13 protein-coding genes and 2 pseudogenes are annotated in these 15,732 nt (G+C 57.1%); 12 read left to right on the plus strand and 3 right to left on the minus strand.

All coding sequences use genetic code 11. The features are described from left to right. Positions 1 to 900: 900 nt before the first annotated feature. Positions 901 to 1,488 (plus strand): annotated as a pseudogene (locus VDP61_RS17865) (FRG domain-containing protein); the annotation flags it as partial. On the opposite strand, the gene VDP61_RS09465 reads toward VDP61_RS17865, so the two are convergent. Together VDP61_RS09465 and VDP61_RS09470 are read right to left on the minus strand one after the other, a co-directional pair. Continuing rightward, positions 1,472 to 3,025: an IS3 family transposase gene (locus VDP61_RS09465; RefSeq protein ID WP_323006672.1), complete on the minus strand. Its 1,554-nt coding sequence runs from the start codon at positions 3,023 to 3,025 to the stop codon at positions 1,472 to 1,474. The pseudogene VDP61_RS17865 and the gene VDP61_RS09465 sit on opposite strands and share 17 nt — an antisense overlap. 92 nt (positions 3,026 to 3,117) lie before the next feature. Then, the gene (locus VDP61_RS09470; protein ID WP_323006673.1) at positions 3,118 to 3,648 is read right to left on the minus strand and encodes an integrase core domain-containing protein; all 531 of its coding nucleotides are present in this window, start codon (positions 3,646 to 3,648) and stop codon (positions 3,118 to 3,120) included. Positions 3,649 to 3,961: 313 nt separating this feature from the next. Between VDP61_RS09470 and VDP61_RS09475 the strand changes: the two genes are divergently transcribed. The 10 genes and pseudogenes from VDP61_RS09475 (at position 3,962) to VDP61_RS09520 (ending at position 13,302) form a co-directional block, all read left to right on the plus strand. Further along, positions 3,962 to 5,472, plus strand: a protein-coding gene (locus tag VDP61_RS09475; protein ID WP_416236524.1) for an IS3 family transposase whose coding sequence is annotated in 2 segments (ribosomal slippage) — positions 3,962 to 4,382 and positions 4,382 to 5,472 — 1,512 coding nt in all. Because the reading frame shifts where the segments join, the coding sequence is not laid out codon by codon here. 105 nt (positions 5,473 to 5,577) lie between these two features. Further along, positions 5,578 to 6,417, plus strand: coding sequence for a MurR/RpiR family transcriptional regulator (locus tag VDP61_RS09480; RefSeq protein ID WP_323006674.1), 840 nt, complete (start codon positions 5,578 to 5,580; stop codon positions 6,415 to 6,417). A gap of 21 nt (positions 6,418 to 6,438) precedes the next feature. After that, positions 6,439 to 7,560 (plus strand): ABC transporter substrate-binding protein, encoded by a 1,122-nt coding sequence (locus VDP61_RS09485; RefSeq protein WP_323006675.1) that lies wholly within the window; start codon positions 6,439 to 6,441, stop codon positions 7,558 to 7,560. A 60-nt stretch (positions 7,561 to 7,620) separates the two neighbouring features. Continuing rightward, positions 7,621 to 9,366 (plus strand): iron ABC transporter permease, encoded by a 1,746-nt coding sequence (locus tag VDP61_RS09490; RefSeq protein WP_323006676.1) that lies wholly within the window; start codon positions 7,621 to 7,623, stop codon positions 9,364 to 9,366. Next, the gene (locus tag VDP61_RS09495; protein ID WP_323006677.1) at positions 9,351 to 10,469 is read left to right on the plus strand and encodes an ABC transporter ATP-binding protein; all 1,119 of its coding nucleotides are present in this window, start codon (positions 9,351 to 9,353) and stop codon (positions 10,467 to 10,469) included. Before VDP61_RS09490 ends, VDP61_RS09495 begins: the two co-directional genes overlap by 16 nt. Further along, the gene (locus VDP61_RS09500) at positions 10,466 to 11,077 is read left to right on the plus strand and encodes a histidine phosphatase family protein (protein WP_323006678.1); all 612 of its coding nucleotides are present in this window, start codon (positions 10,466 to 10,468) and stop codon (positions 11,075 to 11,077) included. Before VDP61_RS09495 ends, VDP61_RS09500 begins: the two co-directional genes overlap by 4 nt. Positions 11,078 to 11,416: 339 nt before the next feature. Then, complete coding sequence (locus VDP61_RS09505; protein ID WP_323006679.1) at positions 11,417 to 11,602, plus strand: hypothetical protein; 186 nt, start codon at positions 11,417 to 11,419, stop codon at positions 11,600 to 11,602. 89 nt (positions 11,603 to 11,691) lie between these two features. Then, positions 11,692 to 12,222 (plus strand): annotated as a pseudogene (locus tag VDP61_RS09510) (sodium:solute symporter family transporter); the annotation flags it as partial. Between the two features lie 46 nt (positions 12,223 to 12,268). Then, entirely contained in the window at positions 12,269 to 13,069 is an 801-nt protein-coding gene (locus tag VDP61_RS09515; RefSeq protein ID WP_323006680.1) for a sodium:solute symporter family transporter, read from the plus strand. An 89-nt stretch (positions 13,070 to 13,158) separates the two neighbouring features. Beyond that, the gene (locus VDP61_RS09520; RefSeq protein WP_323006681.1) at positions 13,159 to 13,302 is read left to right on the plus strand and encodes a hypothetical protein; all 144 of its coding nucleotides are present in this window, start codon (positions 13,159 to 13,161) and stop codon (positions 13,300 to 13,302) included. A gap of 88 nt (positions 13,303 to 13,390) precedes the next feature. Here the strand turns inward: VDP61_RS09520 and VDP61_RS09525 are convergent, their stop codons facing one another. Beyond that, the gene (locus tag VDP61_RS09525; protein WP_323006682.1) at positions 13,391 to 14,299 is read right to left on the minus strand and encodes an NAD(P)-dependent oxidoreductase; all 909 of its coding nucleotides are present in this window, start codon (positions 14,297 to 14,299) and stop codon (positions 13,391 to 13,393) included. A gap of 211 nt (positions 14,300 to 14,510) precedes the next feature. On the opposite strand from VDP61_RS09525, the gene VDP61_RS09530 reads away from it, so the two are divergent. Continuing rightward, on the plus strand, positions 14,511 to 15,710 hold the full coding sequence (locus VDP61_RS09530) for an ABC transporter substrate-binding protein (RefSeq protein ID WP_323006683.1): 1,200 nt from the start codon (positions 14,511 to 14,513) through the stop codon (positions 15,708 to 15,710). Positions 15,711 to 15,732: the final 22 nt, after the last annotated feature.

The following is a 15,732-nucleotide window of genomic DNA, read 5'->3' on the forward strand; positions in this document are numbered from 1 at the left end:
CGCAAGGGGTGTCAAGGGTTTTTTCATTTCAACGTCAAAATTATCCTCAACGATTACATGTGGTTGATCGATCCATCTCAGCTTGAAGTGACCGACAACGGGGCCCTAGGGGCGTCTGCACGCAAGTGGACGCACCTTCGTCCTTTGTGATTGTACGTCGCCGCACAAAGGGCACTGGCCACCAAGGCTGCGCGATGCTGACCAGAATAGGGCCGATAGACGTTCGTCTAAGTCGCGGATAGTGTGGATTACGAATTCCGCGATGAACTTGTAGTAGGCGATACGTACGAGCCCATGAGAGATAATTTTAACTACATTTCGTTTGGGAACTGGGGACCGAGTTCAAGGCGATGGTCGAGACATCACCATGAAACGGGGGCGAATGTTCGAATACACGCCCGCCGACACTGAGAAGCGCCTCGAAGTCCTCGATTCAAGTGCGATAGCCTTCTTGGAGGGACTTCCAACATTCCTTTGTAGTGAAATCGAGCAGGCAGCGGGGTCTGTCTCGATGATGATTAAGTTCGGGAAGATTCGGAGTATTGTTTCTCACTCAAAAAGAGGTCTCCGCGGAATTTGACCCCATAATCGACCTTGGAGAAGAAAGTTTTGAGGATATTGGTACGATTAGATCAGTATTCGGAGTTGACCAGTTCCAACTATACCGTACGCATTGGGCGGTACGAAACGGTAGCGCTGCGGAAATTCTTTCTCGACTGAAAAAAGTAAAGCCCGAGTTTGAGGGGAAGGTTGATCCCCAAATCATCCATGCTGATAGCGTTGCAAGTGTGGAGCCCCCCACCTAGGGATAAAAAGAATCTTAGGGGGTGCCGATAGCGTCGAGAGTTTCTTAAAGCTACTTTACGATCAGGAGGAAAAGTCGGAGCCGAAACTTTCTTTAGGGGGCACAGCAACGCGAAGTATGAGCTGACACCAATCCTGCTGCGCAAATGGGATAACGGCGACTGGAAATTCTTGATAAATGAGGAGCGCATATCGAAAGAGCTCCTCATCGCTCATTATGAAGAGTTCCAGGGAGACCAATACTGTTTCGACCGCTTGGTCAGAATGCAACATTACGGTTTACCAACCAGATTGCTCGACATCTCTGGAAATCCGCTGGTAGCTCTTTACTTCGCATGCTCAGCGAACGATTCAATCGACGGCGAGGTCATAGTCTTTCATGTGAGATCATCTGGAGTAAAATATTACGACTCTGATACTGTAAGCTGTATTTCAAACCTGTCGAGCTTGACCTACCAGCAGAAAAATGAGATCGATCTGAACCTTGAGATTGACAAATTCAACAAGACTGACGTGATCGGTAGGCTCCTGCACTACGTTAAGTCAGAAAAGGGGTTCTTTGAACCGAGAATTATCCCATCAGATCTTGGAAGAATTGTCTGCGTGAAGGCGAAGCGAACCGGTGTTTGTCAAACACGGTGTTTGTCAAACAAGTTGTCCGCCGATTTCAAGCGGCGTCTCTGATTTCGGAGGCGCTGGTATCGCGTTCCGGGTTCAGCCAGACGGGTCCGGCGGGTTGCCAGTTGCGGGTTTTTCCTGACCACCGTTCCGGCTTTTGTGCGCGGGCATTTGCATAGAGCAAGGCCCGGTTTGCGAGGGCATCGCGGTCTTGTCCTGCGTGGCGCATGCTGGGTGTGACGAAGCGGATGGCGCTGTGAAGGTGCTCCCCGTTATACCAGCTGGTGAAGGATTTCACCCAAGCCTGCGCCTCGGCTTTTGTCGCGAAGCCCTTGGTTGGCCAGTCCGGGCGATACTTGCAGGTGCGGAACAGCGCCTCGGAGAAGGGGTTGTCGTTGCTGACGCGCGGGCGACTGTAGGACGCCATGATGCCCAGCTTTTCCAGCGTCACCTTCATCGTAGCGCCTTTCATTGGGCTCCCATTGTCGGCGTGCAGCACCAAGGGCCGCGCGATGCGGGCCTCCGACCAGACCGCCTTTTGCACCAACATCGCCGCAAGATCCGCACCCTCGCGCTCATGGACTTCCCAGCCCACGATCTTGCGGCTGAAGATATCCACGATCAGATAAAGGTAGAAGAACATGCCCGCGACCGGCCCCGGCATCCAAGTGATATCCCAGGTCCAGACCTGACAGGGTGCGCTGGCTTTGTAACTAGTTGGAGGCTTGCGCCGGACGGGCGACTTGGACCGACTACGATGATGCTGTTGCCCATCTGCGCGCAGGATACGGTAGAAGCTGGATTCTGAGGCCAGATAGTGCCCCTGATCGGCTAGTTTCGGCACGATCTGGCTGGGTGGAAGGCTGGAAAATTCCGCAGAATTACAGATGCTTAGAACAGCGGCGCGTTCCTCGTCGCTGAGCTTGTTAGGAGGCTCCGGCCGTTGGACCAAGGGACGTTGATCAGCGTGAACCTGACCGCCTTTGGTCCAGCGGCGCAAGGTCCGTTCGCTGATTTCCACCTCAGCGCAGGCTTTGGCGCGGCGGGCGCCAGCGGTGACGGCCCCTTCGATCAGCAGCGTGGCGGTTTGGCGATGTGGGGTGCTGATCATGCGTCCTCGTCGCCCCCCCCAGATCGCCGCCAGCTTTTTTCTGAGCACCAGAAGCGCCGCAGTTTCGGCCAGGGCGCGGTCCTTGCGGGCCAGCTCGCGCTCCAACTCCTTGATCCGCTTCTTCTCTTCCTTCGTCGCCTGGCTCACCTTGGCCGTGCTGGTACGGTCCCAGTCATTCGCCTGCTCGCACGCCCCGCGCCATACCTTGATTTGCTCGGGAAACAGCCCGCGCTTGCGGCAATACTCCGCCAGATCGGCCTCATTCAGCGCCGCCGTCTCCAGCACCGCCGCAAACTTGTCGCGCGATGCCCAACCGGAAGGGCCGGCATCGGCATCGGGCAAAAGCTGGCCCTTGCCACGCGCCTCAGCACGCCACTTGTGCAGCGTCGCCTCCGAAATCCCCTCCTCCTGCGACAAGCGCCGAATGGCCATGTTGTTCGGAGGCAGCATCCGCTTCAGCACCGCAGTCTTGCGTTCCTGTGAATATCCCACGTCATCGTCCTATCCCGCCCACCTGAAAAATAGAGAAAAGTAGAGCAGCGGACAACTAGCCTGACACAGGGGGAACAAGTTGTCCGCCGATTTCAAGCGGCGTCTCTGATTCCGGAGGCGCTGGTATCGCGTTCCGGGTTCAGCCAGACGGGTCCGGCGGGTTGCCAGTTGCGGGTTTTTCCTGACCACCGTTCCGGCTTTTGTGCGCGGGCATTTGCATAGAGCAAGGCCCGGTTTGCGAGGGCATCGCGGTCTTGTCCTGCGTGGCGCATGCTGGGTGTGACGAAGCGGATGGCGCTGTGAAGGTGCTCCCCGTTATACCAGCTGGTGAAGGATTTCACCCAAGCCTGCGCCTCGGCTTTTGTCGCGAAGCCCTTGGTTGGCCAGTCCGGGCGATACTTGCAGGTGCGGAACAGCGCCTCGGAGAAGGGGTTGTCGTTGCTGACGCGCGGGCGACTGTAGGACGCCATGATGCCCAGCTTTTCCAGCGTCACCTTCATCGTAGCGCCTTTCATTGGGCTCCCATTGTCGGCGTGCAGCACCAAGGGCCGCGCGATGCGGGCCTCCGACCAGACCGCCTTTTGCACCAACATCGCCGCAAGATCCCGCACCCTCGCGCTCATGGACTTCCCAGCCCACGATCTTGCGGCTGAAGATATCCACGATCAGATAAAGGTAGAAGAACATGCCCGCGACCGGCCCCGGCATCCAAGTGATATCCCAGGTCCAGACCTGACAGGGTGCGCTGGCTTTGTAACTAGTTGGAGGCTTGCGCCGGACGGGCGACTTGGACCGACTACGATGATGCTGTTGCCCATCTGCCCCCTGTGTCAGGCTAGTTGTCCGCTGCTCTACTTTTCTCTATTTTTCAGGTGGGCGGGATAGGACGATGACGTGGGATATTCACAGGAACGCAAGACTGCGGTGCTGAAGCGGATGCTGCCTCCGAACAACATGGCCATTCGGCGCTTGTCGCAGGAGGAGGGGATTTCGGAGGCGACGCTGCACAAGTGGCGTGCTGAGGCGCGTGGCAAGGGCCAGCTTTTGCCCGATGCCGATGCCGGCCCTTCCGGTTGGGCATCGCGCGACAAGTTTGCGGCGGTGCTGGAGACGGCGGCGCTGAATGAGGCCGATCTGGCGGAGTATTGCCGCAAGCGCGGGCTGTTTCCCGAGCAAATCAAGGTATGGCGCGGGGCGTGCGAGCAGGCGAATGACTGGGACCGTACCAGCACGGCCAAGGTGAGCCAGGCGACGAAGGAAGAGAAGAAGCGGATCAAGGAGTTGGAGCGCGAGCTGGCCCGCAAGGACCGCGCCCTGGCCGAAACTGCGGCGCTTCTGGTGCTCAGAAAAAAGCTGGCGGCGATCTGGGGGGGCGACGAGGACGCATGATCAGCACCCCACATCGCCAAACCGCCACGCTGCTGATCGAAGGGGCCGTCACCGCTGGCGCCCGCCGCGCCAAAGCCTGCGCTGAGGTGGAAATCAGCGAACGGACCTTGCGCCGCTGGACCAAAGGCGGTCAGGTTCACGCTGATCAACGTCCCTTGGTCCAACGGCCGGAGCCTCCTAACAAGCTCAGCGACGAGGAACGCGCCGCTGTTCTAAGCATCTGTAATTCTGCGGAATTTTCCAGCCTTCCACCCAGCCAGATCGTGCCGAAACTAGCCGATCAGGGGCACTATCTGGCCTCAGAATCCAGCTTCTACCGTATCCTGCGCGCAGATGGGCAACAGCATCATCGTAGTCGGTCCAAGTCGCCCGTCCGGCGCAAGCCTCCAACTAGTTACAAAGCCAGCGCACCCTGTCAGGTCTGGACCTGGGATATCACTTGGATGCCGGGGCCGGTCGCGGGCATGTTCTTCTACCTTTATCTGATCGTGGATATCTTCAGCCGCAAGATCGTGGGCTGGGAAGTCCATGAGCGCGAGGGTGCGGATCTTGCGGCGATGTTGGTGCAAAAGGCGGTCTGGTCGGAGGCCCGCATCGCGCGGCCCTTGGTGCTGCACGCCGACAATGGGAGCCCAATGAAAGGCGCTACGATGAAGGTGACGCTGGAAAAGCTGGGCATCATGGCGTCCTACAGTCGCCCGCGCGTCAGCAACGACAACCCCTTCTCCGAGGCGCTGTTCCGCACCTGCAAGTATCGCCCGGACTGGCCAACCAAGGGCTTCGCGACAAAAGCCGAGGCGCAGGCTTGGGTGAAATCCTTCACCAGCTGGTATAACGGGGAGCACCTTCACAGCGCCATCCGCTTCGTCACACCCAGCATGCGCCACGCAGGACAAGACCGCGATGCCCTCGCAAACCGGGCCTTGCTCTATGCAAATGCCCGCGCACAAAAGCCGGAACGGTGGTCAGGAAAAACCCGCAACTGGCAACCCGCCGGACCCGTCTGGCTGAACCCGGAACGCGATACCAGCGCCTCCGAAATCAGAGACGCCGCTTGAAATCGGCGGACAACTTGTTTGACAAACACCGCAGGCGCCAAGAAAGAAAGCGACTTGACTGAACGGAAAAATTCCTTTCAGTTCATAATTGAAAGGAATCATTCTATGGCTTCAGACTTCCTTACTCGGTTATCGCAGTCCGCCGAACGATTGACCGAAACAGATCAAAAGATGGTCGCCGCCCTTTTGGATCGGCGCGAAGAGCTGGTATTTCTGTCTGGTCCACAACTGGCTGAGCGAATTGAAGTGCATGGGGCGGCGCCCACGCGGCTTGCCCAAAAGCTTGGCTATAAAGGCTTTCCAGAACTGCGCAGCGTCCTGCAAGCGGATATGCTGAACGCACAAGATGCTGCATTGCGGATGCGCCGTTCGGTCAAGTCGGCGGAAGCAGGCAACTATTTGTCTGATCTGATCGCATCTGAGGTCACCGCACTCCAAAATCTGGATGACCTGATCTCGCAAGCTGCGATCGATCAAGTTGCGGATGCAATTTTTGGCGCGCGCAACGTTTTCATTTTCGCGCAGGGGCATGCCCAATCCATCGCATATTTTCTGTCCCGGCGGTTGGATCGCTTTGGCATGACAACGGTTTCGCTGACGGGTCGTGGGCGTGATGTGGCGGAACGTCTGGTCGGTCTGTCCAAGGACGACATTGTCATCGCCTTGGCGTTTCGCAAGCAACCGTCTACCTATGCGCCGATGATGCAGCATGTCCACAGCGTTGGGGCCAAGTCTATTCTGGTATCGGATTTGGCGGGCCTGATCATGACCCCAGAGTCAGACATTACGCTTGCAGCGCCACGCGGGCGCTCGGGCAGCGAGTTTCAGACCCCGACGGTGCCATTTGTTATCATTAGTGCAATTTTGCTGACAATGGCTGCGCGTCATGAGGAGGAAACAATCGGGGCATTGGAGAAACTGTCGAAGCTGTTTGACGGCTTTTAATAATCCTTGGAGGAGGAAAGAATGAAACATATAATGACAAGTGCCCTTTTGGGTGCAGCACTCCTGATGGCAGCACCTGCGCTGGCACAGGATCTTGATGCCATGTCGGCGGATGAGCTTTATGAGATCGCAAAGACGGAAGGCAGCGTTACGGTATTCTCGCTGTCCAGCCGGATCGCAAAAATCGAGGCGACCTTTGAAGAAACATACCCCGGCATTGATCTGATCGGGGTCGACCTCAACTCGACCAAGCAGATCGCGCGTCTGGATGCCGAACAACGCGCCGGCATCTATGCTGTTGATGTGCTTTATTTGTCGGAAGCGCCCATCGTGCTGCGTGACCTGATACCGGAAGGCAAGGTCACGAAATATGTGCCTCCGCGTATCGGCGACAGCGTTCCTGCCGCATTGCAAAAGGATGTGCTGACCCACCGGCTTTCGTCACGGGCATTGATGTACAACGAGGCAGCCTATCCTGATGGCACCCCGATCAAGAACCTGTGGCAACTGACGACGCCGGATTGGCGCGGCAAGGTGCTGATGGAAGACCCGAGTCAGCGTGGTGAAGCCCTGGACCTGCTGACCGAAATCTCGTTGCGCAATGATGAGATGGCGGCCGCCTATGAGGCGCAATTCGGAAAGCCGATTATTGTCGACAGCGACCTGAATGGCGCGGGAGAGCAGTTCATCCGCGCATTGTTTGACAATGATCTGGTCATGGTGAACGACAGCACCCAACTGCGTGCTGCAATTGGTGACATCAAGGCCACCAATCCGTCGGTCGGCTGGACCACCTATTCGGCCGCTAAAGACAACGCCAAAGAAGGTTGGGCGCTTCAGATTTCAAATGATACAGTTCCATCGGCAGGCATCCTGTTTCCAGCAGTGCTTGTGGTCGCCAAGGACGCGCCTCATCCGGCTGCGGCACGGCTTGTGATTGACTACATGATGGGCGACGACACCCCTTCGGGCGGGCCAGGGTTTGAGCCGTTCTTTGTGCAAGGCGACTATGCCGCGCGGCGCACGATCGCCGATCACCCTGATGCCGTCCCGCTGGAGAAAGTGAACCTTTGGACGATGGACCCGACAGCCACAGGCGCTGCCCGCAGCCGGATCCTCGACCTTATCATCATGCTCCAGTAACTGTACCAGTGCGGTGCCCGGACAGGCCGAGCACCGCACGCGCCACCTAGGACTTGTATAATGACAGGACTTGCCATCCGGCCGCGCATGTTCGCCAGGCTGTTTAAATCACGCAACCTCATGCCCTTTGTCATGGTTTGTATCACAGCTATTCTCGTCATCTTTCCGTTGCTGCGCATCATGCAGATATCGCTGACGCCAGAAGGGTTGGAGGCTTGGAAGGCCGTGACGGCCAGTCCCTTGTCCACCAACCTGCTGTGGCGACCGATTGCGAACACGATGCTATTGGGTGCCGGGGTTGCGACTGGATGTTTGTTGCTGGGTGGATTTCTCGCTTGGCTGGTGGTGTTGACGGATGTGCCTGGGCGGCGCTTTCTGGGTGTCCTGTCCACTTTGCCCTTCATGATCCCCAGTTTTGCCGCCGCGCTGGCCTGGGGCACGTTATTTCGCAACGACCGCTTGGGTGGGCAGCCCGGCTATTTCGTCGCCAACGGGATGACCATTCCGGACTGGCTGGCGTGGGGGCTGCTTCCAACCCTCATTGTGCTGGTCGCGCATTACTATTCATTGGCCTATACAATGATCGCCGCCGCATTAAGCTCTGTCAGCGCCGATTTGGTGGAATCTGCTGAAATGGCAGGGGCCAAGCGGTCGCGCATCTTGTTTGGCATTATTCTACCCGTGGTCACGCCCGCCCTTGTATCGGGGGGAATGCTGACCTTTGCGGGTGCTGTGTCCAATTTCGCCGCGCCGGCTTTGCTGGGCGCGCCGGTGCGGATGCAGACCCTTTCGACGCGCGTCTATGGCATGGTGCAGACTGGCAACATTGAGCGCGGCTATGTGCTGGCGCTGCTGCTGATCGTTGCCGCCGCTGCCCTGCTGTTTTTCAGCGACAGATTGGTTTCTGGCCGAAAGGCCTTTGTTACGGTGACCGGAAAAGGCGCGCGCACCAAACGTTTCCCGCTTGGCAAGTGGCGGTGGCCCTTGTTCTTTGTGGCCTTGGGCCTTGGAATGATGACCACGGTTATTCCCGTCATTGTGCTGTTTTCCTCCAGCATGGCGCAGCAATCCTCCGGCCTGTTCACAAACTGGACTTTGCATTTTTGGATCGGTCCGGCAGGGACTGACATTGCGCAGGGCCAGGCAGGCATTTTCCGCAATCCATTACTGATGGATGCAATCTGGACGACAATTCGTCTAGGCCTGACCGTCGCCACAACGACCATGATAATTGGGCTTGTCATTGCCCATACTATCGTGCGGTTCAAAGGCACATTCCTTGGTAACCTTCTCAGCCAGTTGGCGTTCTTGCCGTTGTTCATTCCCAGCATCGCGATGGCCGCCGCCTATATCGCCATGTACGGCACATCGGTTGGCCCCATTCCGGCACTTTACGGCACGTTCACGCTTCTGGTTCTGGCCGCGACGGCAAACCTTATGCCCTATGCGGTCCAATCAGGCCGCGCCGTGCTGAGCCAGATTTCCAATGATATTGAGGAAAGCGCGCGCATGACCGGGGCCAACCCGATCCGGCGGATGACTGAGATCATTCTGCCTTTGGCCATTCGCGGCATCTTTGCCGGCGGGTTGCTGGTGTTCATCAAGATCGTCCGTGACCTGTCGCTTGTCGTGTTGCTGTTCAGCTCCACAACGCCCGTGCTTAGCATGATGGCTTTCAATTATGCCGGCCTCGGGTTCATGCAATTCGCCAATGCCATCACGCTGATTATCTTGGTGATCTGTCTGATTGCGTCGGCTTTGGTTCACGTTTTGCAAAATAGGATACAGGGATGGAAAACCGCATGAATGTGCAAAGTCGAAACATTGCTGCCACCCCGGCAATCTCGATCACCAATCTGACCAAACGTTTTGGCGGTCACACTGCGGTCGACAACGTGAACATCAGCGTTCCTCCCGGTTCCTTCTTGGTGCTTGTTGGCCCCTCGGGTTGCGGAAAATCCACCCTTTTGCGGATGCTCGCAGGGTTGGAGCCGCCAACTGAGGGCGAGATTTCTTTTGGTGGCAAGCTCGTCTCTGACGGCCAGTCCGGCGTTATGACCAATGCCGCCGCCCGCGATGCCGGCCTTGTGTTTCAAAGCTATGCGCTTTGGCCCCATAAAACGGTCGAGGGCAATATCGACTGGCCTTTGAAAGTCGCCAACTGGTCAAAAAAAGATAGGGCAGAGCGGATTGATGAGGTGCTGAAGTTTCTCGATATTGAGGCGTTGCGCGATCGCTATCCCGCCGAGATTTCGGGCGGTCAACAACAGCGCGTCGCCATTGCGCGAACCATTGGGCCGCGGCCCGGCATCTTGCTGCTGGATGAGCCGTTGTCAAACCTTGATGCAAAACTGCGGGTAGACATGCGAAGCGAGTTGATGCGTATCCACCGTGCGACCAAGGCCACGTCGGTTTATGTCACACATGATCAGGTTGAAGCGATGACCATGGCGACCCATGTTGCAGTTCTGCGGGATGGCAAGGTGGAGCAATTTGGCCCGCCGGACGCGCTGTTGCTGAAACCACAGACCACCTTTGTCGCGACCTTTCTGGGCACACCAGCCGGCAACCTTGTGCCGGTCATCCGCAACGGCGCCGCACTGAGCTTCAATGGGATTGATCTGGCCTCTGCCGATTTGGCACCGGGTTTGAACCATGCGCAACTGCTTTACCGCGCACAGGACATGACTGTGGGCAGCCGTGAAGGCAGGCCCGGACTGAAGGCGATATATGTTAAATCGGCGCCAATTGCCGGGCAGTCAATGGTGACTTGCCTGATTGGGGGGTTGCGGGTCACGGCCATGGTGGATGGCTTCTTTCGGGCGGAACCGGGCGCCGAAGTCGACCTAACATTTCTGCGCGCACCTGACGCAATATTCAACACCGATGGCAAGAGGATCTCAACATGAGGTTAATTTTGATGCGGCATGGCGAAACCATCTGGAATGCCGAACAGCGCTTGCAGGGGCATGACAATGCCGATCTGTCACCACGCGGCATCGAGCAAGCCTTGTCCTTCCGGCACCTGATTGATGGCCTTAGCCCCAAAGCTGTGGTGTCCTCTGATCTGGGACGATGCCGTGAAACAGTGAAACTGATCGGGTTCGGTGACGCCCCCGCCGATGCACGTTTGCGCGAATTGAACATGGGCGAATGGACAGGGCGGCGCAAACCCGACCTAATCGCAGAACATCCCGAGGACTATTGGGCGTGGCGGACGGGGGCCTGGCATCCTGTCGGCGGCGAGGCGTGGCAGGATTTCGTTGATCGTGTCGTTGCGGGATTGCGCGATTGGCTGGCCAAGACTGACGGTGACGTGCTTGCCGTCGTCCACAGCGGCGTTATCCGTGCGGCGCTGACTGCTTTTCTGGGCCTTTCGCAAGACAGACTGGTGCCAGTAACGCCCGGCACTGCCACAATGCTTCACTTTGACGACCCATTCTCGTCTAGGGTGAAGTTGGAAGGCTACAATTTGGGCCTCTTTGCGCCCCAGACTGTCGATGCAGTCTCGGATTGACCCCAAAACCGGTTTCTCAAGAGCGACAGGCAACTTTGTGCGGGTAAGCGCGTGTCCGGGTTGGTATGTGTTTTTGCGTCATTCGGATAGAAGCCCATAGCTGTTCATCAATACGTTGGCGCTTATTGGGATGATCATCCCCATTTATCTGCGCAGATTTGTGCTGGCGCTCAGGTCCGTGGAGCTTGGCTAGCTGGTCATGGGCCGCCTAATGCCCCAAATATTGATGATTCACATCGTGAACCCACGCGGTTATATAAAGGCAATGACAACGCCCGGCGCAACGATGCCGGGGCCAACTATGATCTGAAACAGGCCGTAAACAACAGGACGGTTCCAATGTTACGAAAAATCTCGCTTGTGCTCGTCGGCATCTTGATCGTTGCCTGTTACGCGGTCCCTTATCTCTTGCTTCAATCGGTCGAAACTTGGCACGGTAGTTTTCTGTTTTGGACGCTGGCAGGTGTTTTTACGATTGTCCTGAACGTCATCGCGACACTCGGCTTCAATGGAGACGCAAAATGACAATGTCCCTCGTGATTTGGGGGATCGCAACTTACACTGCAATCTCTCTCTTGATCGCCTATCTTTCGCGGGTCGGCCCCTCATCTTCGATGTCAGATTATTTTCTGGGCGGGCGGGCGATGGGCGGCGTTGTTTCCGCGCTATCCTATTCGGCTACAACATATTCGGCCTTCATGATGGTGGGGCTGGCGGGTCTTACCTATCGCGGCGGCGTGGGGGCGCTGGGGTTTGAGATCATCTATTTTGCTGGTGTCTCGCTGGTCGCGGTTTTCGGCCCACGCTTTTGGGCGGTAGGGCGGAAATACGGTTTCGTCACACCCTATGAAATGCTTGGTAACCGCTATGGCAACCGCTGGGTTGCATTTGCGGCAGGTTTGGTCAGCCTGGTCTTTCTGATCCCGTATTCTGCGGTCCAGCTTGCCGGGGTTGGCTATCTGTTGGCGGGCATGACCGATGGCGGTATTCCGTTCGGGGTCGGCATTGTGGTTGCGACGGTTCTGGCAATCGTCTTTTCCTATATCGCGGGCATTCGTTCGGTCATGTGGACCGATAGCCTGCAGGCTGTGATGATGCTTCTTGCCGCCGTATTGGCCACAGGGCTGGTCGTATCCAAGCTGGGCGGATTTCAGCGGAATGTTCAGCACTTTGTCCGAGACACGGCCCGAAATGCTGCGGGTGCCTGGCGTGGGCTTTTTCAGCTTCACAACCTTTCTGGGGCTTACGCTTCCATGGCTGTTTTTCTCTATTTCAAACCCACAAGTCAGCCAACGCTTGTTCATGCCAGCCTCAATAGGTGCGCTGCGTCGAATGTTACTGATTTTTCTGTGCTTTGGACTGATATACACATTGGTTTCCGTCATCTGGGGTTTTTTAGCCCTTGTGGCGATCCCTGATCTTGAACGGCCCGATCTTGCCACATCGGCGCTTCTATCTTCGAATCTTATTCCACCCGTTCTGGGTGTGATCGTGATGATCGGTATTCTGGCGGCAGCGGTTTCGACCATCGATTCCATCCTGCTCACGCTTTCTTCAATCTTTGCGCGTGACGTTTATGGCAATTTAAGCGGCAACAAAAATGATGCTCGGCAGTTGTTAATAGGCAAGTGGGTCATTCCGGTTATCTCACTCCTGGCGCTGGCTTTTGCTTGGATGGAGTTCAGCATGGTTGCGATTCTGGCGGTTGCCGCGTCTGTCGGTCTTGTGCTGATGGTTCCTGCAACGATTGGGGCATTCTTCTGGCGGCGGGGTACAGATATGGGCGCGCTTGTGTCAATCATTGGAGGCACATTATTCGTTGCGGGCATGTATCTGACGGGAAATTCTTTCTTTGGGTTAAATGTTGGCGTTCTCGGCCTTCCGGTTGCGACCATCCTGTTCATTGGGGGCAGTCTGTTAACCAAAGCCGATACGGCTCACGCAGATGAGTTCATGCATGCAGCGTCAAACGCAATCCCGAGAAAAGCGTGACGTGATCGTGGCCTCGCGGTGGCGTTCTTTCAAGATGATCGAACCCTCTATTTTGTGTTTTGCTCGCCTCTCGACGTAACAGCGTCAGAATGGTGGGGCAGAACGGCGAAAGCCTGCGGCAGTATCTGAAGGGCCAGCCCGATTTTGACGATACCGAGGCGGAGGAGGGGGCAAAAACCATTGCCATGGCCCCTCCCTCATTGCTTGCCGTCAGCGCCGCCGCTTCGCCCTGATACGCATCACAACGCGCGAACAAAAGCCGCAGCGCGCGTTCGTGGACCTCGCCCTTTCGGGCAGGGCGTTACATCTTCGCGCCTCTGGTCAGATTTGTTCCGTTTGCTTGACAACTTCGGCCACCGCGCGGCGGATGTCGCCCCGGTCATAGCCAAGCAGTGCCGTTTCTTGCGGGTCGGGGTCATATTCTATCTGATTGCCGCGCCCTTGCACGATAAAGGCGTCGGGAAGCAGTGGGTTATCGGCGTCTACGGTTTCTATCTGTACCGGGTTGCCGGCCAGATCGAAAAAGAGCTGAAAGAAATCCCGAAAGCTGAGGTTTTCATCGCCAACAAGATAGGCGCGCCCGGTTGCCGCATTTTCCAGCGCCCCGGCAATGGCCTGCGCAAGGGAGCGGACAGACATATAGTTCGTGCCGCCCGGCGGTGCGGTATTCGGCAATTCCGAGCGCAGCCCTTTGCCCCAGGCAGCCAGCGTGACATATCGGGGTGCTACCAGCCCCGGCACCGCCCCCACGATGGATGGCGGGTTCAGGGTGCAGATGTTGAAATCATCGCTTGCCAAAGCGCGCGCGCCTGCATCTGCCAATTGGCGGGCGCGAACATAGGGATTTGTCAGCGCCATATCGGGGCGCAGATGGTGGTAATAGCTGCCAAGCTGCACAAAGCGGCGCACGCCTGCACTGCGCGCAAGCGCGGCAAAGGCGGGCACCCCTTCGGATTGGGCCATGCGCCAGAAATCATCGGTTTGCTGATCGGGGCGGGCGTGGCGAATGTCATTTCCCGCCGCAAAAACCACGGCGTCAAACGGCGCAAGATCGGCTTTCGCAAAGCTGCGCTTGGTGTAATCGCCAAAGATCGTGGGCATATCTGCCATTGGCGTTCCGGGTGGGGCGGGCTTGCGGGCCGCAAGCGTGACGTCATGTCCAAGGTGGCGCAGATGTAGGGCGGTGTTGCCGCCAATCATGCCGGTTCCGCCGACGATCAGGGTTTTCATGCTGGGCCTTTCATTTTACTGCCTGATGCTGGCTGTGCGCAGGCCCTGTGGCATCGTCCAGACGAACCATAGAGCCTGTGCCCGCCAAGACTGCCGCGATATATATTTCGTATCGTTCAATCAGACGATGCACCGCAGACAGCCTGTGCAAGACTTCGCCAATGGCGGGGCGAAAGCCTTGGACCGCGCCACACAAACCGGGAGGATTAATATGGTGAACCGTAATCGCAGAAAGTTGCTTGGTATGGCCTCGGTGCTTGCACTGTTGGCATCAGGCATCAGCGCCCAGGCAGAAGAGACGATCAAGATCGGTGGCATGGTGTCCATCACCGGCGGCGGTGCGTCGATCGGGGCGGTCGCGACCTTGAGCTGGAACCTGGCGGTTGAGGATATCAACGCCAATGGCGGCATTATGGGCAAGCAGGTTGAAATCGTTATCGCCGACACGCAGACCGACCCGACCCACGCGGTCAGCGAGGCGCGCCGCTTGGTCGAGAACGAAAAGATCATGGCAATGGTTGGCCCTGTCACCTCGCAAGAGGTTATCCCGGTAACGGCGATCACCACTGCGGCAAAGATAGCACAGATCACCACCGCAGCCTCGGCCAGCCTGACGCCCGAGGCAGCACCCTATCACTTTTCCAACTCTCCTACCGGGTTGAACCAGATGATCCCCAACATCAATTATGCGGTTGATGTTCTTGGCGCCAAGAAAATCGGCCTGATTTCAGACAATGGTGGCATGTCGAAAGCCGCCGTGAATGAAATCATCGAATACATGAAAGAAAAGGGCGTAGAGCCAGTCGAGGTGCAGGAATTTGCCTTCAAGGCCGAGGATATGACCCCGCAACTGTTTTCGCTGCGCAATAGCGGGGCCGAAGTTGTCTTGCTCATCAACTCTATCGGGGATGATGCGCGCAAGTTCTTGCAAAACCGCGATGAAATCGGCTGGATGGTTCCGGTTTTGGGCAGCTTGACCACGACAAACTATGCGGTGGGCAATGCCAAGGCCTTGGGTGAGGAAGTGTTCGAGGGCGTTTTGTCTGTGCAGTTCATGGGCATGACCTATTGCGAAGGCGATGAGATCGGTGCGTCTGCCTTTGCCAAGTTCGACGCGCGCGCCACGGCGGCGATTGCTGATATCGACAAACTGGGCGGCTCGTCTGCGCTGGCGCCTTATTATGTTGAACCGCTGATCCTGAAAGCGGCGATCGAAGGGGCGGAATTGTTGGAAGGCGACAAGATCGCCGCCTGGATCGAAGCAAATTCAGACAAGATCGACAATATGCTGGGCACATTCGGGGCAAGCGCGCAAAGCCATTTTCTGCCGTCGGCTGATGGCCTTGTGGTCACCAAAAACGCGTTCAACCCGCGTGAGGATGGCTTGGTTGAGCGGGTTCAGTGTAACTGAACCGGTCCCGTTGAAATGGGAA

Origin of the sequence: Pseudorhodobacter sp. (assembly GCF_034675685.1) — a bacterium.
GTDB lineage: Bacteria > Pseudomonadota > Alphaproteobacteria > Rhodobacterales > Rhodobacteraceae > Pseudorhodobacter.

Coding starts and splice junctions, on each gene's coding strand:
- VDP61_RS09470 (WP_323006673.1), bottom strand. CDS start 3,648: ATGAGCGCGAGGGTGCGGGATCTTGCGGCGATGTTGGTGCAAAAGGCG.
- VDP61_RS09480 (WP_323006674.1), top strand. CDS start 5,578: ATGGCTTCAGACTTCCTTACTCGGTTATCGCAGTCCGCCGAACGATTG.
- VDP61_RS09485 (WP_323006675.1), top strand. CDS start 6,439: ATGAAACATATAATGACAAGTGCCCTTTTGGGTGCAGCACTCCTGATG.
- VDP61_RS09490 (WP_323006676.1), top strand. CDS start 7,621: ATGACAGGACTTGCCATCCGGCCGCGCATGTTCGCCAGGCTGTTTAAA.
- VDP61_RS09495 (WP_323006677.1), top strand. CDS start 9,351: ATGGAAAACCGCATGAATGTGCAAAGTCGAAACATTGCTGCCACCCCG.
- VDP61_RS09500 (WP_323006678.1), top strand. CDS start 10,466: ATGAGGTTAATTTTGATGCGGCATGGCGAAACCATCTGGAATGCCGAA.
- VDP61_RS09505 (WP_323006679.1), top strand. CDS start 11,417: ATGTTACGAAAAATCTCGCTTGTGCTCGTCGGCATCTTGATCGTTGCC.
- VDP61_RS09515 (WP_323006680.1), top strand. CDS start 12,269: ATGCTGCGGGTGCCTGGCGTGGGCTTTTTCAGCTTCACAACCTTTCTG.
- VDP61_RS09520 (WP_323006681.1), top strand. CDS start 13,159: ATGGTGGGGCAGAACGGCGAAAGCCTGCGGCAGTATCTGAAGGGCCAG.
- VDP61_RS09525 (WP_323006682.1), bottom strand. CDS start 14,299: ATGAAAACCCTGATCGTCGGCGGAACCGGCATGATTGGCGGCAACACC.
- VDP61_RS09530 (WP_323006683.1), top strand. CDS start 14,511: ATGGTGAACCGTAATCGCAGAAAGTTGCTTGGTATGGCCTCGGTGCTT.